General features: G+C 64.6%; 16 protein-coding genes. 9 read left to right on the top strand and 7 right to left on the bottom strand.

The genetic code is table 11. The features are described 5' to 3' along the window. Positions 1–4: 4 nt before the first annotated feature. Positions 5–502, bottom strand: a complete 498-nt coding sequence (locus tag NG701_RS17650; RefSeq protein ID WP_252569284.1) for a flavin reductase family protein — start codon at positions 500–502, stop codon at positions 5–7. A 159-nt stretch (positions 503–661) separates the two neighbouring features. Between NG701_RS17650 and NG701_RS17645 the strand changes: the two genes are divergently transcribed. The 3 genes from NG701_RS17645 to nrdR all read left to right on the top strand — a co-directional run bounded on the left by NG701_RS17645 (position 662) and on the right by nrdR (position 3,239). Next, complete coding sequence (locus tag NG701_RS17645) at positions 662–1,195, top strand: hypothetical protein (protein ID WP_252569282.1); 534 nt, start codon at positions 662–664, stop codon at positions 1,193–1,195. A 9-nt stretch (positions 1,196–1,204) separates the two neighbouring features. Further along, entirely contained in the window at positions 1,205–2,581 is a 1,377-nt protein-coding gene (gene hisD / locus NG701_RS17640; RefSeq protein ID WP_252569279.1) for a histidinol dehydrogenase, read from the top strand. Between the two features lie 151 nt (positions 2,582–2,732). Next, entirely contained in the window at positions 2,733–3,239 is a 507-nt protein-coding gene (nrdR, locus tag NG701_RS17635) for a transcriptional regulator NrdR (RefSeq protein WP_104063550.1), read from the top strand. Positions 3,240–3,316: 77 nt separating this feature from the next. Here the strand turns inward: nrdR and ppgK are convergent, their stop codons facing one another. Continuing rightward, a complete protein-coding gene (ppgK, locus tag NG701_RS17630; RefSeq protein ID WP_252569277.1) occupies positions 3,317–4,120 on the bottom strand; it encodes a polyphosphate--glucose phosphotransferase in 804 nt (267 codons plus the stop codon). Between the two features lie 55 nt (positions 4,121–4,175). After that, positions 4,176–5,054, bottom strand: a complete 879-nt coding sequence (gene map / locus NG701_RS17625) for a type I methionyl aminopeptidase (RefSeq protein ID WP_252569273.1) — start codon at positions 5,052–5,054, stop codon at positions 4,176–4,178. A gap of 120 nt (positions 5,055–5,174) precedes the next feature. On the opposite strand from map, the gene NG701_RS17620 reads away from it, so the two are divergent. After that, positions 5,175–5,339: an SPOR domain-containing protein gene (locus NG701_RS17620; RefSeq protein ID WP_252569270.1), complete on the top strand. Its 165-nt coding sequence runs from the start codon at positions 5,175–5,177 to the stop codon at positions 5,337–5,339. Between the two features lie 35 nt (positions 5,340–5,374). Here the strand turns inward: NG701_RS17620 and panB are convergent, their stop codons facing one another. Next, positions 5,375–6,280, bottom strand: coding sequence for a 3-methyl-2-oxobutanoate hydroxymethyltransferase (gene panB / locus NG701_RS17615; protein WP_252569268.1), 906 nt, complete (start codon positions 6,278–6,280; stop codon positions 5,375–5,377). Between the two features lie 264 nt (positions 6,281–6,544). On the opposite strand from panB, the gene glnA (NG701_RS17610) reads away from it, so the two are divergent. The 4 genes from glnA (NG701_RS17610) to NG701_RS17595 all read left to right on the top strand — a co-directional run bounded on the left by glnA (NG701_RS17610) (position 6,545) and on the right by NG701_RS17595 (position 11,940). Continuing rightward, complete coding sequence (gene glnA, locus NG701_RS17610; protein ID WP_252569265.1) at positions 6,545–7,885, top strand: type I glutamate--ammonia ligase; 1,341 nt, start codon at positions 6,545–6,547, stop codon at positions 7,883–7,885. A gap of 6 nt (positions 7,886–7,891) precedes the next feature. Next, positions 7,892–10,903, top strand: a complete 3,012-nt coding sequence (locus NG701_RS17605; RefSeq protein ID WP_252569262.1) for a bifunctional [glutamine synthetase] adenylyltransferase/[glutamine synthetase]-adenylyl-L-tyrosine phosphorylase — start codon at positions 7,892–7,894, stop codon at positions 10,901–10,903. 66 nt (positions 10,904–10,969) lie between these two features. Then, a complete protein-coding gene (locus tag NG701_RS17600; protein ID WP_252569260.1) occupies positions 10,970–11,413 on the top strand; it encodes a VOC family protein in 444 nt (147 codons plus the stop codon). After that, on the top strand, positions 11,392–11,940 hold the full coding sequence (locus tag NG701_RS17595) for an N-acetyltransferase (RefSeq protein WP_374208711.1): 549 nt from the start codon (positions 11,392–11,394) through the stop codon (positions 11,938–11,940). The genes NG701_RS17600 and NG701_RS17595 overlap by 22 nt, the downstream gene beginning before the upstream one ends. Before the next feature lie 269 nt (positions 11,941–12,209). Here the strand turns inward: NG701_RS17595 and glnA (NG701_RS17590) are convergent, their stop codons facing one another. Beyond that, positions 12,210–13,634, bottom strand: a complete 1,425-nt coding sequence (glnA, locus tag NG701_RS17590; protein ID WP_252569258.1) for a type I glutamate--ammonia ligase — start codon at positions 13,632–13,634, stop codon at positions 12,210–12,212. 284 nt (positions 13,635–13,918) lie between these two features. On the opposite strand from glnA (NG701_RS17590), the gene NG701_RS17585 reads away from it, so the two are divergent. Beyond that, complete coding sequence (locus NG701_RS17585) at positions 13,919–14,356, top strand: RDD family protein (protein WP_252569256.1); 438 nt, start codon at positions 13,919–13,921, stop codon at positions 14,354–14,356. A gap of 69 nt (positions 14,357–14,425) precedes the next feature. On the opposite strand, the gene NG701_RS17580 is transcribed toward NG701_RS17585, so the two are convergent. After that, complete coding sequence (locus NG701_RS17580) at positions 14,426–14,782, bottom strand: DUF3817 domain-containing protein (RefSeq protein ID WP_252569254.1); 357 nt, start codon at positions 14,780–14,782, stop codon at positions 14,426–14,428. Positions 14,783–14,883: 101 nt separating this feature from the next. Next, positions 14,884–15,636, bottom strand: a complete 753-nt coding sequence (locus NG701_RS17575) for a DUF4191 domain-containing protein (protein WP_252569252.1) — start codon at positions 15,634–15,636, stop codon at positions 14,884–14,886. Positions 15,637–15,709: the final 73 nt, after the last annotated feature.

Raw genomic sequence — 15,709 nt, 5'->3', positions numbered from 1 at the left:
ATAGTCAGATCTCGTAGTCCAGCGGGACCGGCTGGCCATAGCCGCCGGAGTGGTACAGGAGCGGCGAACCGTCGTCGCCCACTTCGCCGTCCACAACTTCAACCACCACCACGGCATTGTTCTCGAAGGACAGCCGCATCTGGATCTTGCCGATCAGCCAGCCCGCGACGTCTTTGAGGATCGGGACCTCGTGCGGGCCAAGTTCCCAGTGGTCCCCGCCGAACCTGTCCTTGGTGCGCGCGAAACGGTCCGCCAGCGCCTGGTTTTCCAGGCCCAGCATGTGGACGCCGAGGTGGCTGGCATTGGCCACGGCCGGCCAGGAACTTGAACTGCGGGCCATGTTAAAAGTGAACCGCGGCGGCTGTGCTGACAGTGACGCCACGGACGTGGCGGTAAAGCCGTAGGGCTCGCCCTGGTAGTTCACGGTGATGATGGCGACTCCGGCAGCATGCCGCCGGAACATTTCCTTGAAGGTGCCCTCGAACGGCGTTTTGTCTGTCATCTTGAGATTTGCTCCCTGAAAAGCAGGCTGAAGTGGACTCTTCCTTAAGGGTATTAGTCCCCGCCGGAGAGGGAGCAATCGCTGGACCCGGCACGTCATCTGTCAAGACTGCCCACGTCATTTGATCGGCCATGCCCGACAATTGTTAAGGTTTATGTCATGAGACAACACATCAGCCGCCGGTCTTCCCGGCCGCCGTGGAAATGGTTTGCCGCTGCTGCTGCCGGTGGCGTTCCCGTCGGCCTGCTGTGGTGGCTGCTCGCCCCGGGGGGGATGAACCTGATCACGCGCAACCCCGCCCTGGCCGACGGGACCAATCCGGAGGTATGGCTGCTCAGGGACCTCACCCTTGCTGGGCTTTGTGTTTTCGCAGGGTGCCTGGTGGCCGTCTTCCTGACCGATAAAGGCGGCCGCGATGCGCAGGCGGCCTTCCTCCTGGGCCTGGCCGGCGGACTGGGCGGCGCCCTGATCGCGTGGCTGACCGGCGTGCTTGCCGGCCAGCTGTGGGGCGGCCCCGCAGATACGTCTGTCAATGCCAGCGTCGCGTTCTCGCTCCGGTCCCTGCCCGTGCTTATCCTGTGGCCGGCCGCGACTGCCACGTCCGTGTTTGTCCTGAGCCTGATAAACCTGCTCAAGAGCGGGCCCGGGAGTGCGGGCACGCCGGTAGCCGAAGGCAACGCGCCCGGCGCGTAAAATGGACCGGTGACCATTTCTCCTGAACTTCCTGCCACCCCGCCTGCCGCCGCTGTCAGCTTCCGGACGGTCGACCTTCGGGGCAGGGGCCTGACGCTTGCCGGGTTGCGCGCCGCTGTTCCCCGCGCCCGGCAGCACACCGTGGCGGATGCGGAACAGAAAGTGCTGGACATCATCAAGGACGTCCGCGAGGACGGCTTCGCAGCCCTCAGCGACCTGGCACTTCGTTTCGACGGAGTGCAGCAGGTCCATCCGCGCGTCCCGGCGGCCTCGTTGGCCCGGGCGCTGGCGGAGCTGGATCCGGCTGTGCGCGACGCGCTGGAAGAATCCATCAGCCGAGCCCGGCGCTTCGCGGACGGGCAGCGGCCCCGGGATCTCGACGTCGAACTCGGCGACGGTGCGCTGGTGAGCCAGAACTGGGTGCCAGTATCGCGGGTCGGCTTGTACGTCCCCGGCGGCCTCGCCGTCTATCCGTCGTCGGTCATCATGAATGTTGTACCGGCGCTTGCCGCGGGAGTGCAGTCCATCGCCCTGGCATCGCCGCCGCAGAAGGACTTCGGCGGCCTCCCGCACCCCACGATCCTCGCGGCAGCGGCCCTGCTCGGCATCGACGAGGTCTACGCCATCGGCGGGGCCCAGGCCATCGCTGCGTTCGCCTACGGCGTGCCGGCACACGACGTCGGGCCGGCGCTGGAGCCTGTTGATGTAGTCACGGGTCCGGGAAATATTTTTGTGGCTACGGCGAAGCGCCTGGTCAAGGGTGTGGTGGGAATTGATTCCGAGGCGGGGACCACCGAAATCGCCATTCTGGCTGATTCAACGGCGCAACCTGACCTGGTGGCAGCAGACCTGATCAGCCAGGCGGAGCACGACCCCCAGGCAGCTTCCGTGCTCATCACGGACTCGGAGGACCTGGCCGCGGCAGTCCGTACCGAACTGGACCGGCAGGCGGCCGACACCAAGCACTCCGCACGCGTATGCGAGGCGCTCTCCGGCCCGCAGTCGGGAGTTGTCCTGGTAGAGGACATGGAACAAGGCATTGCCGCCTGCGACGCCTACGCCGCTGAACACCTTGAAATCATGACCGCTGACGCGCCGGCGGTCGCTGCCCGGATCCGGAACGCCGGGGCGATCTTTGTGGGGGACTACAGTCCTGTCAGCCTGGGCGACTACTGCGCTGGCTCCAACCACGTCCTGCCCACCAGCGGGACCGCGGCGTTTTCCTCCGGACTGAACGTCACCACTTTCCTGCGCGCCATCCAGGTCATCAACTACAGCCGGGCCGCGCTGCAGGAAGTCAGCGGCCACATCGTGAGCCTGGCCGGTGCCGAGGACCTGCCGGCGCACGGTGAAGCGGTCACGGCGCGCTTCCGCGAGGCCAACTGACGCAGCAGGCCTGCGGGGCAGGCCGCAGGCACCACTACATGTGGTAATTACAGGATTGTTATTCCGCTACATGTAGTCGTAAACTGAGAGGTGGAGAGGTCCGTCGGGGCCGGAAACATCGGCGCCGGAAGACATCGAGGGAGGGGACACCATGTACTGTCCATTTTGCCGCAATCCGGACTCCCGTGTCGTGGACAGCCGCATGGCCGATGACGGCTCGGCCATCCGCCGCCGCCGGCAGTGCCCCGAATGCGGCCGCAGGTTCACCACCGTGGAAACCACCAGCCTTTCGGTGATCAAACGCTCCGGGGTGGGCGAACCCTTCAGCCGCAGCAAAGTCATCAACGGCGTGCGCAAGGCATGCCAAGGCCGGCCTGTCAGCGAAGATGACCTGGCGCTCCTTGCCCAGGAGGTGGAGGAGCAGATCCGTGCCTCGGGCGCGGCCGAGATCGACGCCCATGAAGTTGGCCTGATCATCCTTGGTCCGCTGCAGAAGCTTGACCAGGTGGCCTACCTACGTTTTGCCAGCGTGTACCAGGCCTTCGAATCCCTTGAGGACTTCGAGACCGCCATTGCCCTGCTCCGCCACGAGTCCGTGGAAGAAGGCACGCAACCCGCGGCGGCGCCGGCGAAGAGCTCCGAAAAGAGCCCCCTGTAAGCTCCGGTGGTGGCCGCGGAGGGGAAGCCGCCGCCACCACCGGCACCGGCTGCCCCTCGGCGCCGGGCAGCCACCGGCTACTTTGTGAGTTTGTGCTTTACGGCAATTTCGACGGCGGCACCGACGATCCCGGCCTCATTCTTGAGTTCGGCCGGCACGATCCGGGTGCGCAGTTTGAGGTGCGGCAGGTATTCGTCTGCGCGCTTGGAGATGCCACCGCCCACGATGAACAGCTCGGGCGAGAACAGGAATTCGACGTGGGAGAAGTAGCGCTGCAGCAGGACGCTGTATTCCTCCCAGCTCAGTCCGTCCCGTTCGCGGGCCACGGCTGAGGCTTTGCTTTCGGCGTCAAAGCCGTCGATCTCCAAGTGCCCCAGTTCTGCGTTGGGGACGAGGCGGCCGTCGAAGATGAATGCAGAGCCAATTCCCGTGCCCAGGGTGATCACCAGGACAGTGCCGTCCACCCCCTGACCCGCACCAAAACGGGCCTCCGCCAGCCCGGCGGCGTCGGCGTCGTTAATGACCTCCACCGGGCGGCCAAGCCGTGCCGTCAGCAAAGCATCAATGTCGGTGTGGAGCCAGGTCTTGTCCACATTGGCCGCCGAATGGACCACGCCATGCTGGATGATGCCGGGGAAGGTGACGCCCACGGGCGAATCCGCGGCCGGAGCCTCCGGGCGGCTTGAAAGCTCGGCAACGACCTGCGCCACGACGTCGGCTACGGCGTCAGGGGTGGCGGGCTGGGGCGTAGGCACGCGGAACCGCTCACCCAGCAGCTTGCCTTTTTTCAGGTCGACGATGCCGCCCTTGATTCCCGTGCCGCCGATGTCGATGCCGATCAGCGGGGCGTTCTTGTGCGACTTCTCGTCCTTCTTGGCCAATGTTATTCCGTTCGTGGCAGGGCGGCAGGTCGGCCGGGCGGCTGACCGGAAAATTTCAGGGGAGCGTGAGGATTTCGGCGCCGGACTCTGTCACCAGCAGTGTGTGCTCAAACTGGGCGGTCCGCTTGTGGTCGCGGGTGACAACTGTCCAGTCGTCCTCCCACATGTCCCATTCGATGGTGCCGAGGGTCAGCATGGGTTCGATGGTGAACACCATGCCGGCCTCGATGACTGTGTTGTAGGCCGGCGCTGCATCGTAGTGGGGGATGATCAGGCCCGTATGGAACGCTTCGCCGACGCCGTGGCCGGTGAAGTCCCGCACCACGCCGTAGCCGAAACGCTTGGCGTAGGACTGGATGGCCCGGCCGATCACGTTGATCTCCCGGCCGGGAGCCACGGCTTTGATGGCCCGGTTGAGGGATTCCCGGGTGCGCTCCACCAGCAGGCGCGACTCGTCGTCGACGTCGCCTACCAGGAAGGTGTGGTTCGTGTCGCCGTGGACTCCGTTGATGAAAGCGGTGATGTCGATGTTGAGGATGTCGCCGTCCTGGACCACGGTGCTGTCCGGGATGCCGTGGCAGATCACTTCATTCAGCGAAGAGCACAGGGACTTCGGGAATCCGCGGTAACCAAGCGTGGACGGGTAGGCCTTGTGGTCCAGCAGGAATTCGTGACCCACTTTGTCCAACTGGTCGGTGGTCACGCCGGGCCTGATGTGGTTGCCCACCTCAACGATGGCCTGTGCGGCGATCCGGCTGGCGACCCGGATTTTCTCAACGGTCTCGGCGGATTTGATCTCGGAGCCGGTGAACTTGGCCGGGCCGGGCTTGCCCACGTATTCCGGGCGCGGGATGGACGCGGGAACGGGGAGTTGCCGGCTGACGGTTCCCCGGGTAAGGGTGCCGACGGGTGCAGTCGAGGCTAGGGAAGGCATAGATTGATCATATAAGGCACCGCATTAGGCCAAGTAACTGGAAGCCCCAAGCTGTCCGCATCCGCGTGTAAGTTACGTGGGTCACGGCCGGGCCCCCGCCAGCCGGAACGAGGAGCACCGATGACTGAGTACTGGTACAACGTGAACACCCACGAGGTGGAAGAGGACGCACTCTCAGACTGGAGCCAGCTGATCGGCCCCTACAAAACGCGGGAAGAGGCCGAACACGCCCTCGAAAAAGTCCGGGCCCGCAACGAGGCCTGGGAAAAGGGCGAGGAGGACTGAGCCGTAGCCTGGCCCGGCCCTGTACCTTGGCCTGCCTAGAAGGAGTGTTCCGGTCCGGGGAACTGGCCTGAACGGACCTCGTCGCCGTACGCCTTCGCCGCGTCACTGAGGGTAGTACGCAGGTCAGCGTACTGTTTTACGAATTTCGCCATCCGGCCGCCGCGGAACCCAGCCATGTCCTGCCACACCAGCACTTGCCCCGTGGTGGCATTGCCGGCGCCGATCCCGACCGTCGGCACGCTGACCGCCGCGTCAACGGCGGCTGCCGTGTCCGCCGGAACCATTTCCATCAGGACGGCGAACGCCCCCGCCTCAACCAGCGCCACGGCGTCGTCAATCAGCCGCTGTGCGTCATCCCCGCGGCCCTGGACCCGGTATCCGCCCAGCGCGTGTTCACTCTGGGGGGTGAAGCCGATATGGGCCATCACGGGGACGCCGGCCTGGACCATTGCCCGGACGGTTTCCGCGTAGTATTTTCCGCCTTCGATCTTGACGGCATGGGCCAGCCCTTCCTTGAGGAACCGGACGCCTGTTTCCACACCCTGCTGCGCCGAGACTTCATAACTGCCGAAGGGCAGGTCTGCCACCACCAGGGCGCGCTTCGCGGACCGCGCCACGGCGCGGCAGAGAGGCAGGAGTTCATCCACCGTGACCGGCAGGCTGGTCTCGTTGCCGAACACATTGTTGGACGCCGAATCGCCCACCAGGAGGACCTCGATACCGGCCTGGTCGAAGATCTCCGCACTGTACTGCTCGTAGGCGGTCAGCATGGCAAAGCGTTTGCCGTCCCGCTTGGCCTGCTGCAGGTGGTGGATGCGCACCCTGGGTGCGGGCTTCGCGTTCTCTTCCGGCGACGGCGGCCGCACCGCTGCAGGTCCGTTTCCGTAAGGTGCGTGTACTTCAGCGGACGCGCTTGACTCAGAGCTATTGGTGGAGGCCATGGCAAGAGCGTAATGCGGCAGCAGCAGTCCTAGCCACCGCAGACGGGCCGGCGGACCGTGATCCGCGTCATATTCACGTGCCCGCCAAGGGCATTTTTGCCACCTGTGGGCGCGGCCGTCAATGGTTGCTGTGTTAACGCTGTGTTACGTGCGGCGCCGTCGCCCGCATTGGAGCCGATTGCTTAGTAAAGTGATGGTGAACTGCTGCCGGCCGCCGCTTCCGCGGACCCGGGGCATGAACGATTGACCGGAGAAGAGGCCATCATGGACCGCCAGCAAGAGTTTGTCCTGCGCACAATCGAGGAGCGCGACGTACGGTTCGTACGTTTGTGGTTCACCGACGTCGTAGGTTCACTCAAATCGGTAGCACTCGCCCCGGCCGAGGTTGAAGGTGCTTTTGAGGAAGGGCTCGGTTTCGACGGTTCGGCTATCGAAGGCCTGGCACGCGTGTTCGAATCGGACATGCTGGCGCAGCCGGATCCGTCCACGTTCCAGATCCTGCCCTGGCGTGGCGAGACCGAACAGACCTCGCGTATGTTCTGCGACATCCTGACTCCGGATGGCGAACCGTCAGCCGCCGATCCGCGCAATGTCCTCAAGCGCACCCTGGCCAAGGCTGCGGACATGGGCTTTACGTGCTACACGCACCCGGAGATCGAGTTCTACCTCCTCAAGTCCCAGCAGCCCGGGCCCGACGGCGCGCCGGTACCCGTTGACGAGGGCGGCTACTTCGATCACGTTCCCGGCGGAGTGGCGCAGGATTTCCGCCGCACGGCCGTGACCATGCTGGAATCCGTGGGTATTTCGGTGGAGTTCAGCCACCATGAAGCCGGTCCCGGCCAGAACGAGATCGACCTGCGCTATGCGGACGCCCTGCAGACGGCGGACAACATCATGACGTTCCGCACGGTGATCAAGGAAGTGGCCCTCCAGCAGGGAACCTACGCCACGTTTATGCCTAAGCCGTTCACCGACCACCCCGGCTCCGGGATGCACACGCACTTCTCGCTGTTCGAGGGCGACACCAACGCTTTTTACGAGGCGGGCGCCGAATTCCAGCTTTCCAAGACGGCCCGCCAGTTCATCGCAGGCATCTTGAAGCACGCTCCCGAGTTCACGGCTGTGACCAACCAGTTCGTGAACTCCTACAAGCGGCTCTGGGGCGGCGGCGAAGCGCCAAGCTACCTCAGCTGGGGCCACAACAACCGTTCGGCCCTGGTCCGGGTCCCGCTGTACAAGCCCGGCAAGGGCCAGTCGGCCCGCATCGAATACCGCGGCATTGATTCTGCAGCGAACCCCTACCTGGCCTATGGCGTCCTGCTGGGTGCCGGACTGAAGGGGATCGAAGAAGGCTACGACCTGCCCGCCGCAGCCGAGGACGACGTCTGGTCACTGAGCTCCGCCGAGCGCCGTGCGATGGGCCACGACCCCCTGCCCGCCAGCCTTCACGATGCCATCCGGTCCATGGAGGACTCCGAACTGATGCCGCAGATCCTCGGCGAGCAGGTCTTCGAGCACTTCCTGCGCAACAAGCGTGCCGAATGGCAGGACTACCGGCTCCAAGTGACGCCCTACGAACTGCAGCGCAACCTCGGCATTCTCTAGGCGGCGGTGAGCCTCGCACGGCGCCTCATCTCAGCCGGCTTCAGTGACCTGGAGAAGGGTGAGCGCTTCCTGGCTGCCCCGGAATTGGACGGCCTGGACCCGGACAGGATTTTCGCCGGGCTGCAAATGGCCGCCAACCCCGACACCGCACTGCAGTCACTGGTGCGGCTGATCGAAAAGCACCCCGGTCTCCGGGAGCTGGCCTCGGCCGCTCCGGAGACCAGCGAGCCGCTCTACCGGGTGCTCGGGGCCTCCGAAGCGTTGGGCGAATTCCTCATCCGGCACCCTGAACACCTCGACGCCTTCGACGTCACGGCCAGCCCCGAGCCACTTCAGGCAGATCCGGAACACCTCCGCTCTGTCCTCCTGAAATCCGTCCGCGCGGAGCCCGGGTCAGCCCGGCCCGTGGCGGGAATGACCGGAGCCGACGCCTATGCCGCCCTGCGGGCGGCCTACCGCCGTGGGGTGGTGGACCTGGCGGTCAAGGACATGTGCGCTGCTGACCCGCTGGACTTTATGCCCGCCGTCGGAGCTGAACTCGCTGACCTGGCAGGGGCCGCGATCGAAGCTGCGCTGGCAGTTTCCCGTGCCGAGGCTGCTGAGCAGTTCAGCGCCGGGGAGGTGGCCGCCGTTGGCCTGGCCGTCATCGGGATGGGCAAATGCGGAGCGCGGGAACTGAATTATATTTCCGACGTCGACGTCATCTACGTGATCGACTCCGGCGACCTGGACGACGCCCGTGCCAGTACTATCGGCACAGCCTTGGCCACCGGCATTTCCCGGGCGATCTCCTCCGTGGCACGTGAACCAGGCCTCTGGGAAGTGGACGCCAACCTGCGGCCGGAGGGCAAGTCCGGGCCCCTGGTCCGAACTTTGGCCTCGCACGAAAGCTACTACGCCCGGTGGGCCGAGAGCTGGGAATTCCAGGCGCTCCTGAAGGCGCGGACCATTGCCGGCGACAGGGACCTGGGGGAGCGCTACGAAAACGCGGTGGCCCCGCTGATCTGGAGCTCCGCGGGCCGTGAAGGGTTCGTGGAATCCGTGCAGGCGATGCGCCGCAGGGTTACCGAGCATATCCCGGCGGCGGAGGAACAGCGGCAGATCAAACTCGGCCGCGGCGGCCTCCGGGACGTGGAGTTCACCGTGCAGTTACTCCAGCTGGTACACGGAAAATCCGATGAAACCATTCGGCGCAGGGATACCACTGCAGCAATAGCGGCCCTCTCGGCAGGGGGCTACATCGGCAGGTCCGACGCCGCCGCTTTCGATCACGCGTACCGTTACCTTCGCCTCCTGGAACACCGCATCCAGCTGTTCCAGCTCCGGCGGACACACCTGATGCCCGTCAGCGAAGCGGCACAGCGCGCCTTGGCAAAGGCGGTGCTTAGCCCGTTCTCCAATGACAGGCCGCCGCCGGCTTCGTTGCTGGCCACCTGGCAGAAGACCAAACGCTCTGTCCGCGAACTGCACGAACGTATTTTCTACCGTCCGCTGCTTAACACCGCGGCCAAACTCAGCAGCGAGGACGCCAGGCTGACGCCGGAGGCCGCCCAGGGCCGTCTCGCCGCGTTGGGCTATCGTGACCCGCGGGGCGCCATGCGGCATATCGAGGCACTCACCGCCGGTGTCAGCCGGCGGGCAGCCCTGCAACGCCAGCTGCTGCCCATCCTGCTGGACTGGCTCGCCGAAGGTGTTGATCCCGACGCCGGGCTGCTCGCGTTCCGGCGCGTCAGTGAGGCCCTTGGCACCACCCACTGGTATCTGGGCATGCTCCGGGATTCCACAGCGGCGGCTGAACGGCTATGCAACGTCCTCTCCAACTCACGCCTGATTGCGGATCTTTTGGAGGTGTCGCCGGAGTCGGTGGCGTGGCTGGGCACCAACAAAGACCTTGTGCCGCTGGGCTTCGAAGCCCAATGGCAGGAGATCACGTCCAAAATGTCGCGGCACTCGGACCCGGAAAACGCCATCAGGCTGATCAGGCTCATTAGGCGCCGGGAGATCCTCCGGATCGCGATCGCCGATTCTGCCGGGCTTCTCAACCAGGACCAGGTGGGCGCGGCGCTGGCGGACACCGACCGGGCGGCGGTGTTGGGCGCCCTGCGCGTGGCCGAAGGCATCGTCTCTGTTGAGGCACCGCTCAAGACCGCGGTGCTGGTGGTGGCCATGGGCCGCCAGGGCGGCCGCGAGATCGGCTACGGCTCCGACGCCGACGTGATGTACGTGCACCGCGCGTTGCCGGGCTATACGGACGAGGAAGCACAGGATCAGGCGGCCCGGATTGTCGCCAAGGTCTCCAGCCTGCTCACGCAGCCGCTCAAGCCGGCCATCATGGCCGAGCGGGTGCTGCAGATGGACGCGGATCTTCGGCCCGAGGGCAAAAACGGGGCCATGGTCCGCTCCCTCGATTCGTTCGCCGAATATTACCGCCGCTGGTCGTTGATCTGGGAAGCGCAGGCGCTGCTGCGGGCCCGGCCCATGGCGGGCGACGATGCCCTGGCCGAGGACTTCCTGGCCCTCATCGACCCCATCAGGTACCCGGAGTCGATTTCGGAGCAGGATGTCCGGGAGGTTCGCAGGGTCAAAGCTCGGGTGGAAGCGGAGCGGTTGCCGCGCGGGGCGGATCCGGCACGCCACGTGAAGCTTGGTCGCGGAGGACTGAGCGACGTCGAGTGGCTGGTGCAGCTCCTTCAGCTCCAGCATGCGGCCAAGCACCCGGACCTGCAGACCACGTCCACGGTGGAGGCCTTGGAAGCGGCGGCTGCGCTGGACCTGCTCGCCGGGCCTGACGCGAAGCTGCTGGCCGACGCGTGGCGGCTCGCCAGCCGGATCCGGTCCGCCAACGTCATCTGGAGCGGCAGGGCGTCGGACACGCTGCCGTCCGCACGCGGGGACCTTGAGGCGGTGGCCCGCTGGTGCGGCTACGAACCTGGCAACGCGGCCGCCCTAGAAGAGGACTACCTCCGCCTGAGCCGGCGGGCCCGTGCGGTGTTCGAGAAAGCCTTCTACGGCCATTAGCGGCTGCCTGAGGTTCTCCCGGAGGGCAGCAGACAGCCGCCGCGGTGCGATGCTAGGTTGGGGGCCATGGCTACGCAAATCTACCTGAACCTGCCCGTGAAGGATCTGAAGCGGTCCGTCGATTTCTTTACCGCCCTTGGCTTCTCTTTCAATCCGGACTACACGGATGAAAACGCGACCTGCATGATCATGAACGACAACGCGTTTGTGATGCTCCTGGTGGAGGGTTTCTTCAAAACGTTCACCTCTAGGGACGTGGCCGATGCCACCAGTTCCACCGAGGCCATCATGGCGTTTTCGGTGGACAGCAAGGAAGCCGTGGACGAAACGGTACGCAAGGCGCTGGCCGCCGGAGGCACACCGTCGCAGGAGGTCCAGGACTACGGCTTTATGTACAACCACAGTTTCCAGGACCCGGACGGCCACCTCTGGGAAGTCATGTGGATGGACCCTGCCGGCCCATCGGCCGACGGCGGAGCTCCGGCCGGATCCGACGGACAGCCGACCTGAAAAACCGGGTTGATTCTGTCTGGCTCATCGCCTTGGATGACCTCAATGCTGATGCGCTTGCCATCCAGCTGGGTGAGGTAGCCAACATGGAACTGGGCCCGGGCCAAAGCAGCTTCGTCGGTGACCCGCTCCGCATGGTCCTGGCGGGACTGGAGGAGGATTCCCGGTTCCCTTATGTCGTGGAGGCTACGGGCTACGCCGTCGGTGTGCTGACCCTCCAGGCCGGTGCCGCGCGCCTGGCCGGCTGGCCGGACGATGATTCTGCGTGGCTGCTACGCGGTTTCCTGATCGACAGACGCCAACAGGGGCAGGGCCTCGGGCCTCTGGCGGCAACGTCCGCAGTGGAGGCCGCCGCGAAACTGACCGCCAGACGCGGAACCCACGAGGCCGGCGTCGTGCTTTCCGTCAATGAATCCAACCCGGCCGGACTGACCGCGTACAGGACCGCCGGCTTTGTGGACCAGGGGCAATACCTGGGCGGCAGTTCCGGACCGCAACGGACCATGTACCGGAGCTTCACGGGATAATTCGTCCAGACACGGCGGTCCCGGGCATTGCCTCCGGCTCCACATTGACCGATCATGTGGATTGGCGGTGTTCTTCAAACCTTGTTGGGGGGAAGGCTTGAAAAGTCTTCGTCTCGGGGAGCACATGCCAGGGGGCTGGCTCCCGGTCTCAGCACGTCTGGAGCCAGCCCCCACCTTAGGGAAAAAAAAGTCCGCCCGGCCTGCAGCGTTGATGCTGGCAGCACGGGCGGACTTTTTGGCGGACTGAACGGGTTCAGCCGCGGATCGGGCTAGACGCCGTAGTAGAGCTCGAACTCGTACGGGTTCGGGCGCAGGGACAGCGGGCGGATCTCGTACTCGTACTTGTACTCGATCCAGGTGTCGATCAGGTCCTGGGTGAACACGCCACCGGCCTGCAGGAACTCATTGTCCTCACGCAGGGCCTCCAGTGCCTCTTCCAGCGAGCCCGGAGCCTTCGGGATGTCCTTGGCTTCCTCGGCGGGCAGCTCGTAGAGGTCCTTGTCGATCGGAGCCGGCGGTTCGATGCGGTTGCGGATGCCGTCAATGCCGGCCATCAGCTGGGCAGCGAAGGCCAGGTACGGGTTGGACGAGGGGTCCGGAGCGCGGAACTCGATGCGCTTGGCCTTGGGGTTGGAGCCCGTGATGGGGATACGGATACCGGCGGAGCGGTTGCCCTGCGAGTACACCATGTTGACCGGAGCTTCGAAGCCCTTGACCAGGCGGCGGTAGGAGTTCACCGTCGGGTTGGTGAAGGCGAGGACGGCCGAGGAGTGCTTCAGCAGGCCGCCGATGTACCAGCGGGCCATATCGGACAGGCCGGCGTAGCCCTTTTCGTCGTAGAACAGCGGCTCGCCGTTGGTCCACAGCGACTGGTGGCAGTGCATGCCCGAACCGTTGTCGCCAAAGACCGGCTTCGGCATGAAGGTCACGGACTTGCCCCAAGCGTCGGCCGTGTTCTTGACGACGTACTTGAACTTCTGCAGGTCGTCTGCGGCGTGGGTCAGGGTGGTGAACTTGTAGTTGATTTCAGCCTGGCCGGCGGAGCCTACCTCATGGTGGCTGCGCTCGACCTCGAGGCCTGCCTCATCCAGGGCGATGCACATCGCGTCGCGGAGGTCAGCCTGCTTGTCGGTGGGGGAAACCGGGAAGTAGCCGCCCTTAATGGGGGTCTTGTAGCCGAGGTTTCCGCCGTCTTCTTCGCGGCCGGTGTTCCAGTGTGCTTCTTCGGAGTCGATCTTGTAGAAGCTGCCCTCGGGGGAGGACTGGTACTGGACGTTGTCGAAGACGAAGAACTCGGCTTCCGGAGCGAAGAACGCGGTGTCGGCGATGCCTGTGGAGGCGAGGTAGGCCTCAGCCTTTTCGGCCACGCCGCGGGGGTCGCGGTGGTAAGGGTCTCCGGAGCGGGGGTTCACGATGGAGAAGTTCAGCGCCAGGGTCTTCTCCATGCGGAAGGTGTCCAGGAATGCGGTGGTGACGTCCGGGATCAGCTGCATGTCGGATTCGGCGATGCCCTGGAAACCGCGGATGGAGGAACCATCGAAGAGTTGGCCGTTGATGAAGAAGTCCGCGTCGACGCTCTTTGCCGGCACGTTGAAGTGCTGCTGCACACCCGGGAGATCGGTGAAGCGGATATCGACGAATTTAATATCTTCGTCCTTGATGAACTTGAGGACTTCGTCCGCAGTCTTGAACATCTATGCTCCTTACGCATATGTAATAACTGGCTGGCAAGCCAACTGATCCAGCGCAATCCGAAGGGCAGGGAAACCAAGTTTCCCTGCTTGGCAGGTATTGCTTGAAACTGCTATCAGCCTATGGACACGTCATTTCCCGACAGTGTCCACATTGTTTCGGGCAGGTTACAGAATGCCCTGTTCAGGTTACAGAATTGTCCTGATCAGGTAACGCTATCCGGTGTCCGTAGTGCGGTCCAACGGTTTCCACTCTGTGGTCGGCGGTGAGTCGGTAAGCTTGGACGGTGGTAGATCGCAATGACATTGGCTCCTGGCTCAGCGGACCGGACACGTCCGGCATCTCAAAGTACCCGGGGGAGCGCCTGGGAATGCCCGAATCCGGTTCCGGCTCCATCGCCAGGGCGGGCAGGCGCATCCTCGCCATCGTCCTTGACTGGGGGATTGCCCTGCTGATCAGCAATTTTGCCTTTGGCGGTGATTCCTGGGCCACGTTGGCGATTTTCGCCGCGGAACAGATGCTGCTTGTGGGTACCCTCGGTTACAGCATCGGCCACCGCGTGGCCGGGATCCATGTGCTGCGCCTGGGCGGTGGGCCCGCGGGTCCGATGGCTGCCGTGGTGAGGTCAGTGCTGCTGTGCCTGGTGATTCCCGCCGTAATTTTCGATCCGGACCAGCGGGGACTGCACGACAAGGCGATGAATACCGTTCTCGTACGGCGCTAGCAGTATCCAGGCAGTTGGCAGCCCCGGCATGCCGGCTCAGACGGCGCCGGAATACAGGGCAATGCGCCGTCAGACCCCCGCTGTTTCCTTTGTCCCGGCAGGAACGGCCGTGCCTGGCGTCAGGTAGCCGCGCTTTCCGGCCCAGCGTTCGAACGCGACAGTGGCGAACGGGAACACCGCCGACAGTCCCGCGAACAGGGCCACAACGAAGGGCCACCGCTGGAGCCGCCACAGGGTGAGGGCTGCGATGCCGTAGCCCACAAACAGCGCACCATGGATAGGTCCGGCAATCTCCACACCCAGTTCGGTGGTTTTGGCGATCCACTTGAAGTACATGCCTGCCAGCAGCGCGGCCCAGCTGAAGGCTTCGGCAACCGCCAGGACGCGGAAGGCCCGGATAACAAGGGTTCTAGCAGGACTCGTCATGTAGCTGCTTCCAATCAATGTCCCGCCTGGTTGGGCGGCGTCCGGCAGACAAAAACCGCCCTGGTTCCGGCCAAGCCGGGAACCGGGGCGGTTCAAGAGTTTTAGCGTCCGCGGTTGGGGCGTGCTTTGTAAGGGTCGATTCCCTTGGGAATCGGGAGGCGGTTGCCCAGCGAGGAAATGCGTTTGGATACCGCATTCACCTCAAGCTTGGTCAGTTCGTTCTTCAGCTTGCCCATCTTCTTGGCTACCTGGCTGATGGGAACCTGGCCCTCGCCGCGGCCGCTTTCGATCATGTGGACCGTGACGTTCGGGAGGATGCGCGCAAGGCGCTTACGCTCGGCGTCGAGCATTGGCTTGACGCGGATGGTGGGGCCTTCGCTGACGAGAACGACGCCGGGACGGCCGACGGCGCGGAACACGGCGTCCTGCGTGCGCGGGTTTACCGCGACCGGCTGGTCCTCGGTGATCCAGCCGCGCTTAAGCGTGCCCAGGGCCGCGCCTGAGGCTCCGGGCTGGTTCTCGATCTGGGCGAAGGCAGCGCGCTCGGCACGCCGGGAGAGGATCAGGGTGGCGCCGAGGAGGCCCAGCGGAATACCGATGAGCAGGCCGGTGATCCAGTTGTCCAGCCAAAAACCCACCAGGAAGCTGACAGCCACAACACCCAGGAACGCCAGCAGCATCAGCCACGGGACCATGGGGTCATGGCGGCGGGTCATGTTAAAGACTTCGCCGATCTGCTTGAGCCGGCTGGGCTTCTTGACCTTTGCTTCTTTTGGCTTGCGCGAGAAGAGGCCACGCTTCGGGACGTCAGAGGCCGCCGGAGTGCTGTTACTGGAATCAGGGGAGTTCGCCATAGTTCCTCAATTCTACGTGATTTATGCCTGAGGGCCGGACGCCGGAGAATGTCCGGTGCGGGCCCTCAGGGAT

Source organism: Pseudarthrobacter cellobiosi (assembly GCF_023913815.1).
Lineage (GTDB): Bacteria > Actinomycetota > Actinomycetes > Actinomycetales > Micrococcaceae > Arthrobacter > Arthrobacter cellobiosi.
Note: the sequence above shows the minus strand (reverse complement) of the source record. Positions and strands in the feature narration are given on the sequence as shown.

Bases quoted from the DNA above. Each gene is read 5' to 3' on its own strand.
- NG701_RS17620 (WP_252569270.1), top strand. From the start codon at position 5,175: ATGACTGAGTACTGGTACAACGTGAACACCCACGAGGTGGAAGAGGAC.
- NG701_RS17575 (WP_252569252.1), bottom strand. From the start codon at position 15,636: ATGGCGAACTCCCCTGATTCCAGTAACAGCACTCCGGCGGCCTCTGAC.
- NG701_RS17600 (WP_252569260.1), top strand. From the start codon at position 10,970: ATGGCTACGCAAATCTACCTGAACCTGCCCGTGAAGGATCTGAAGCGG.
- NG701_RS17650 (WP_252569284.1), bottom strand. From the start codon at position 502: ATGACAGACAAAACGCCGTTCGAGGGCACCTTCAAGGAAATGTTCCGG.
- panB (WP_252569268.1), bottom strand. From the start codon at position 6,280: ATGGCCTCCACCAATAGCTCTGAGTCAAGCGCGTCCGCTGAAGTACAC.
- NG701_RS17645 (WP_252569282.1), top strand. From the start codon at position 662: ATGAGACAACACATCAGCCGCCGGTCTTCCCGGCCGCCGTGGAAATGG.
- NG701_RS17580 (WP_252569254.1), bottom strand. From the start codon at position 14,782: ATGACGAGTCCTGCTAGAACCCTTGTTATCCGGGCCTTCCGCGTCCTG.
- glnA (WP_252569258.1), bottom strand. From the start codon at position 13,634: ATGTTCAAGACTGCGGACGAAGTCCTCAAGTTCATCAAGGACGAAGAT.
- glnA (WP_252569265.1), top strand. From the start codon at position 6,545: ATGGACCGCCAGCAAGAGTTTGTCCTGCGCACAATCGAGGAGCGCGAC.
- nrdR (WP_104063550.1), top strand. From the start codon at position 2,733: ATGTACTGTCCATTTTGCCGCAATCCGGACTCCCGTGTCGTGGACAGC.
- map (WP_252569273.1), bottom strand. From the start codon at position 5,054: ATGCCTTCCCTAGCCTCGACTGCACCCGTCGGCACCCTTACCCGGGGA.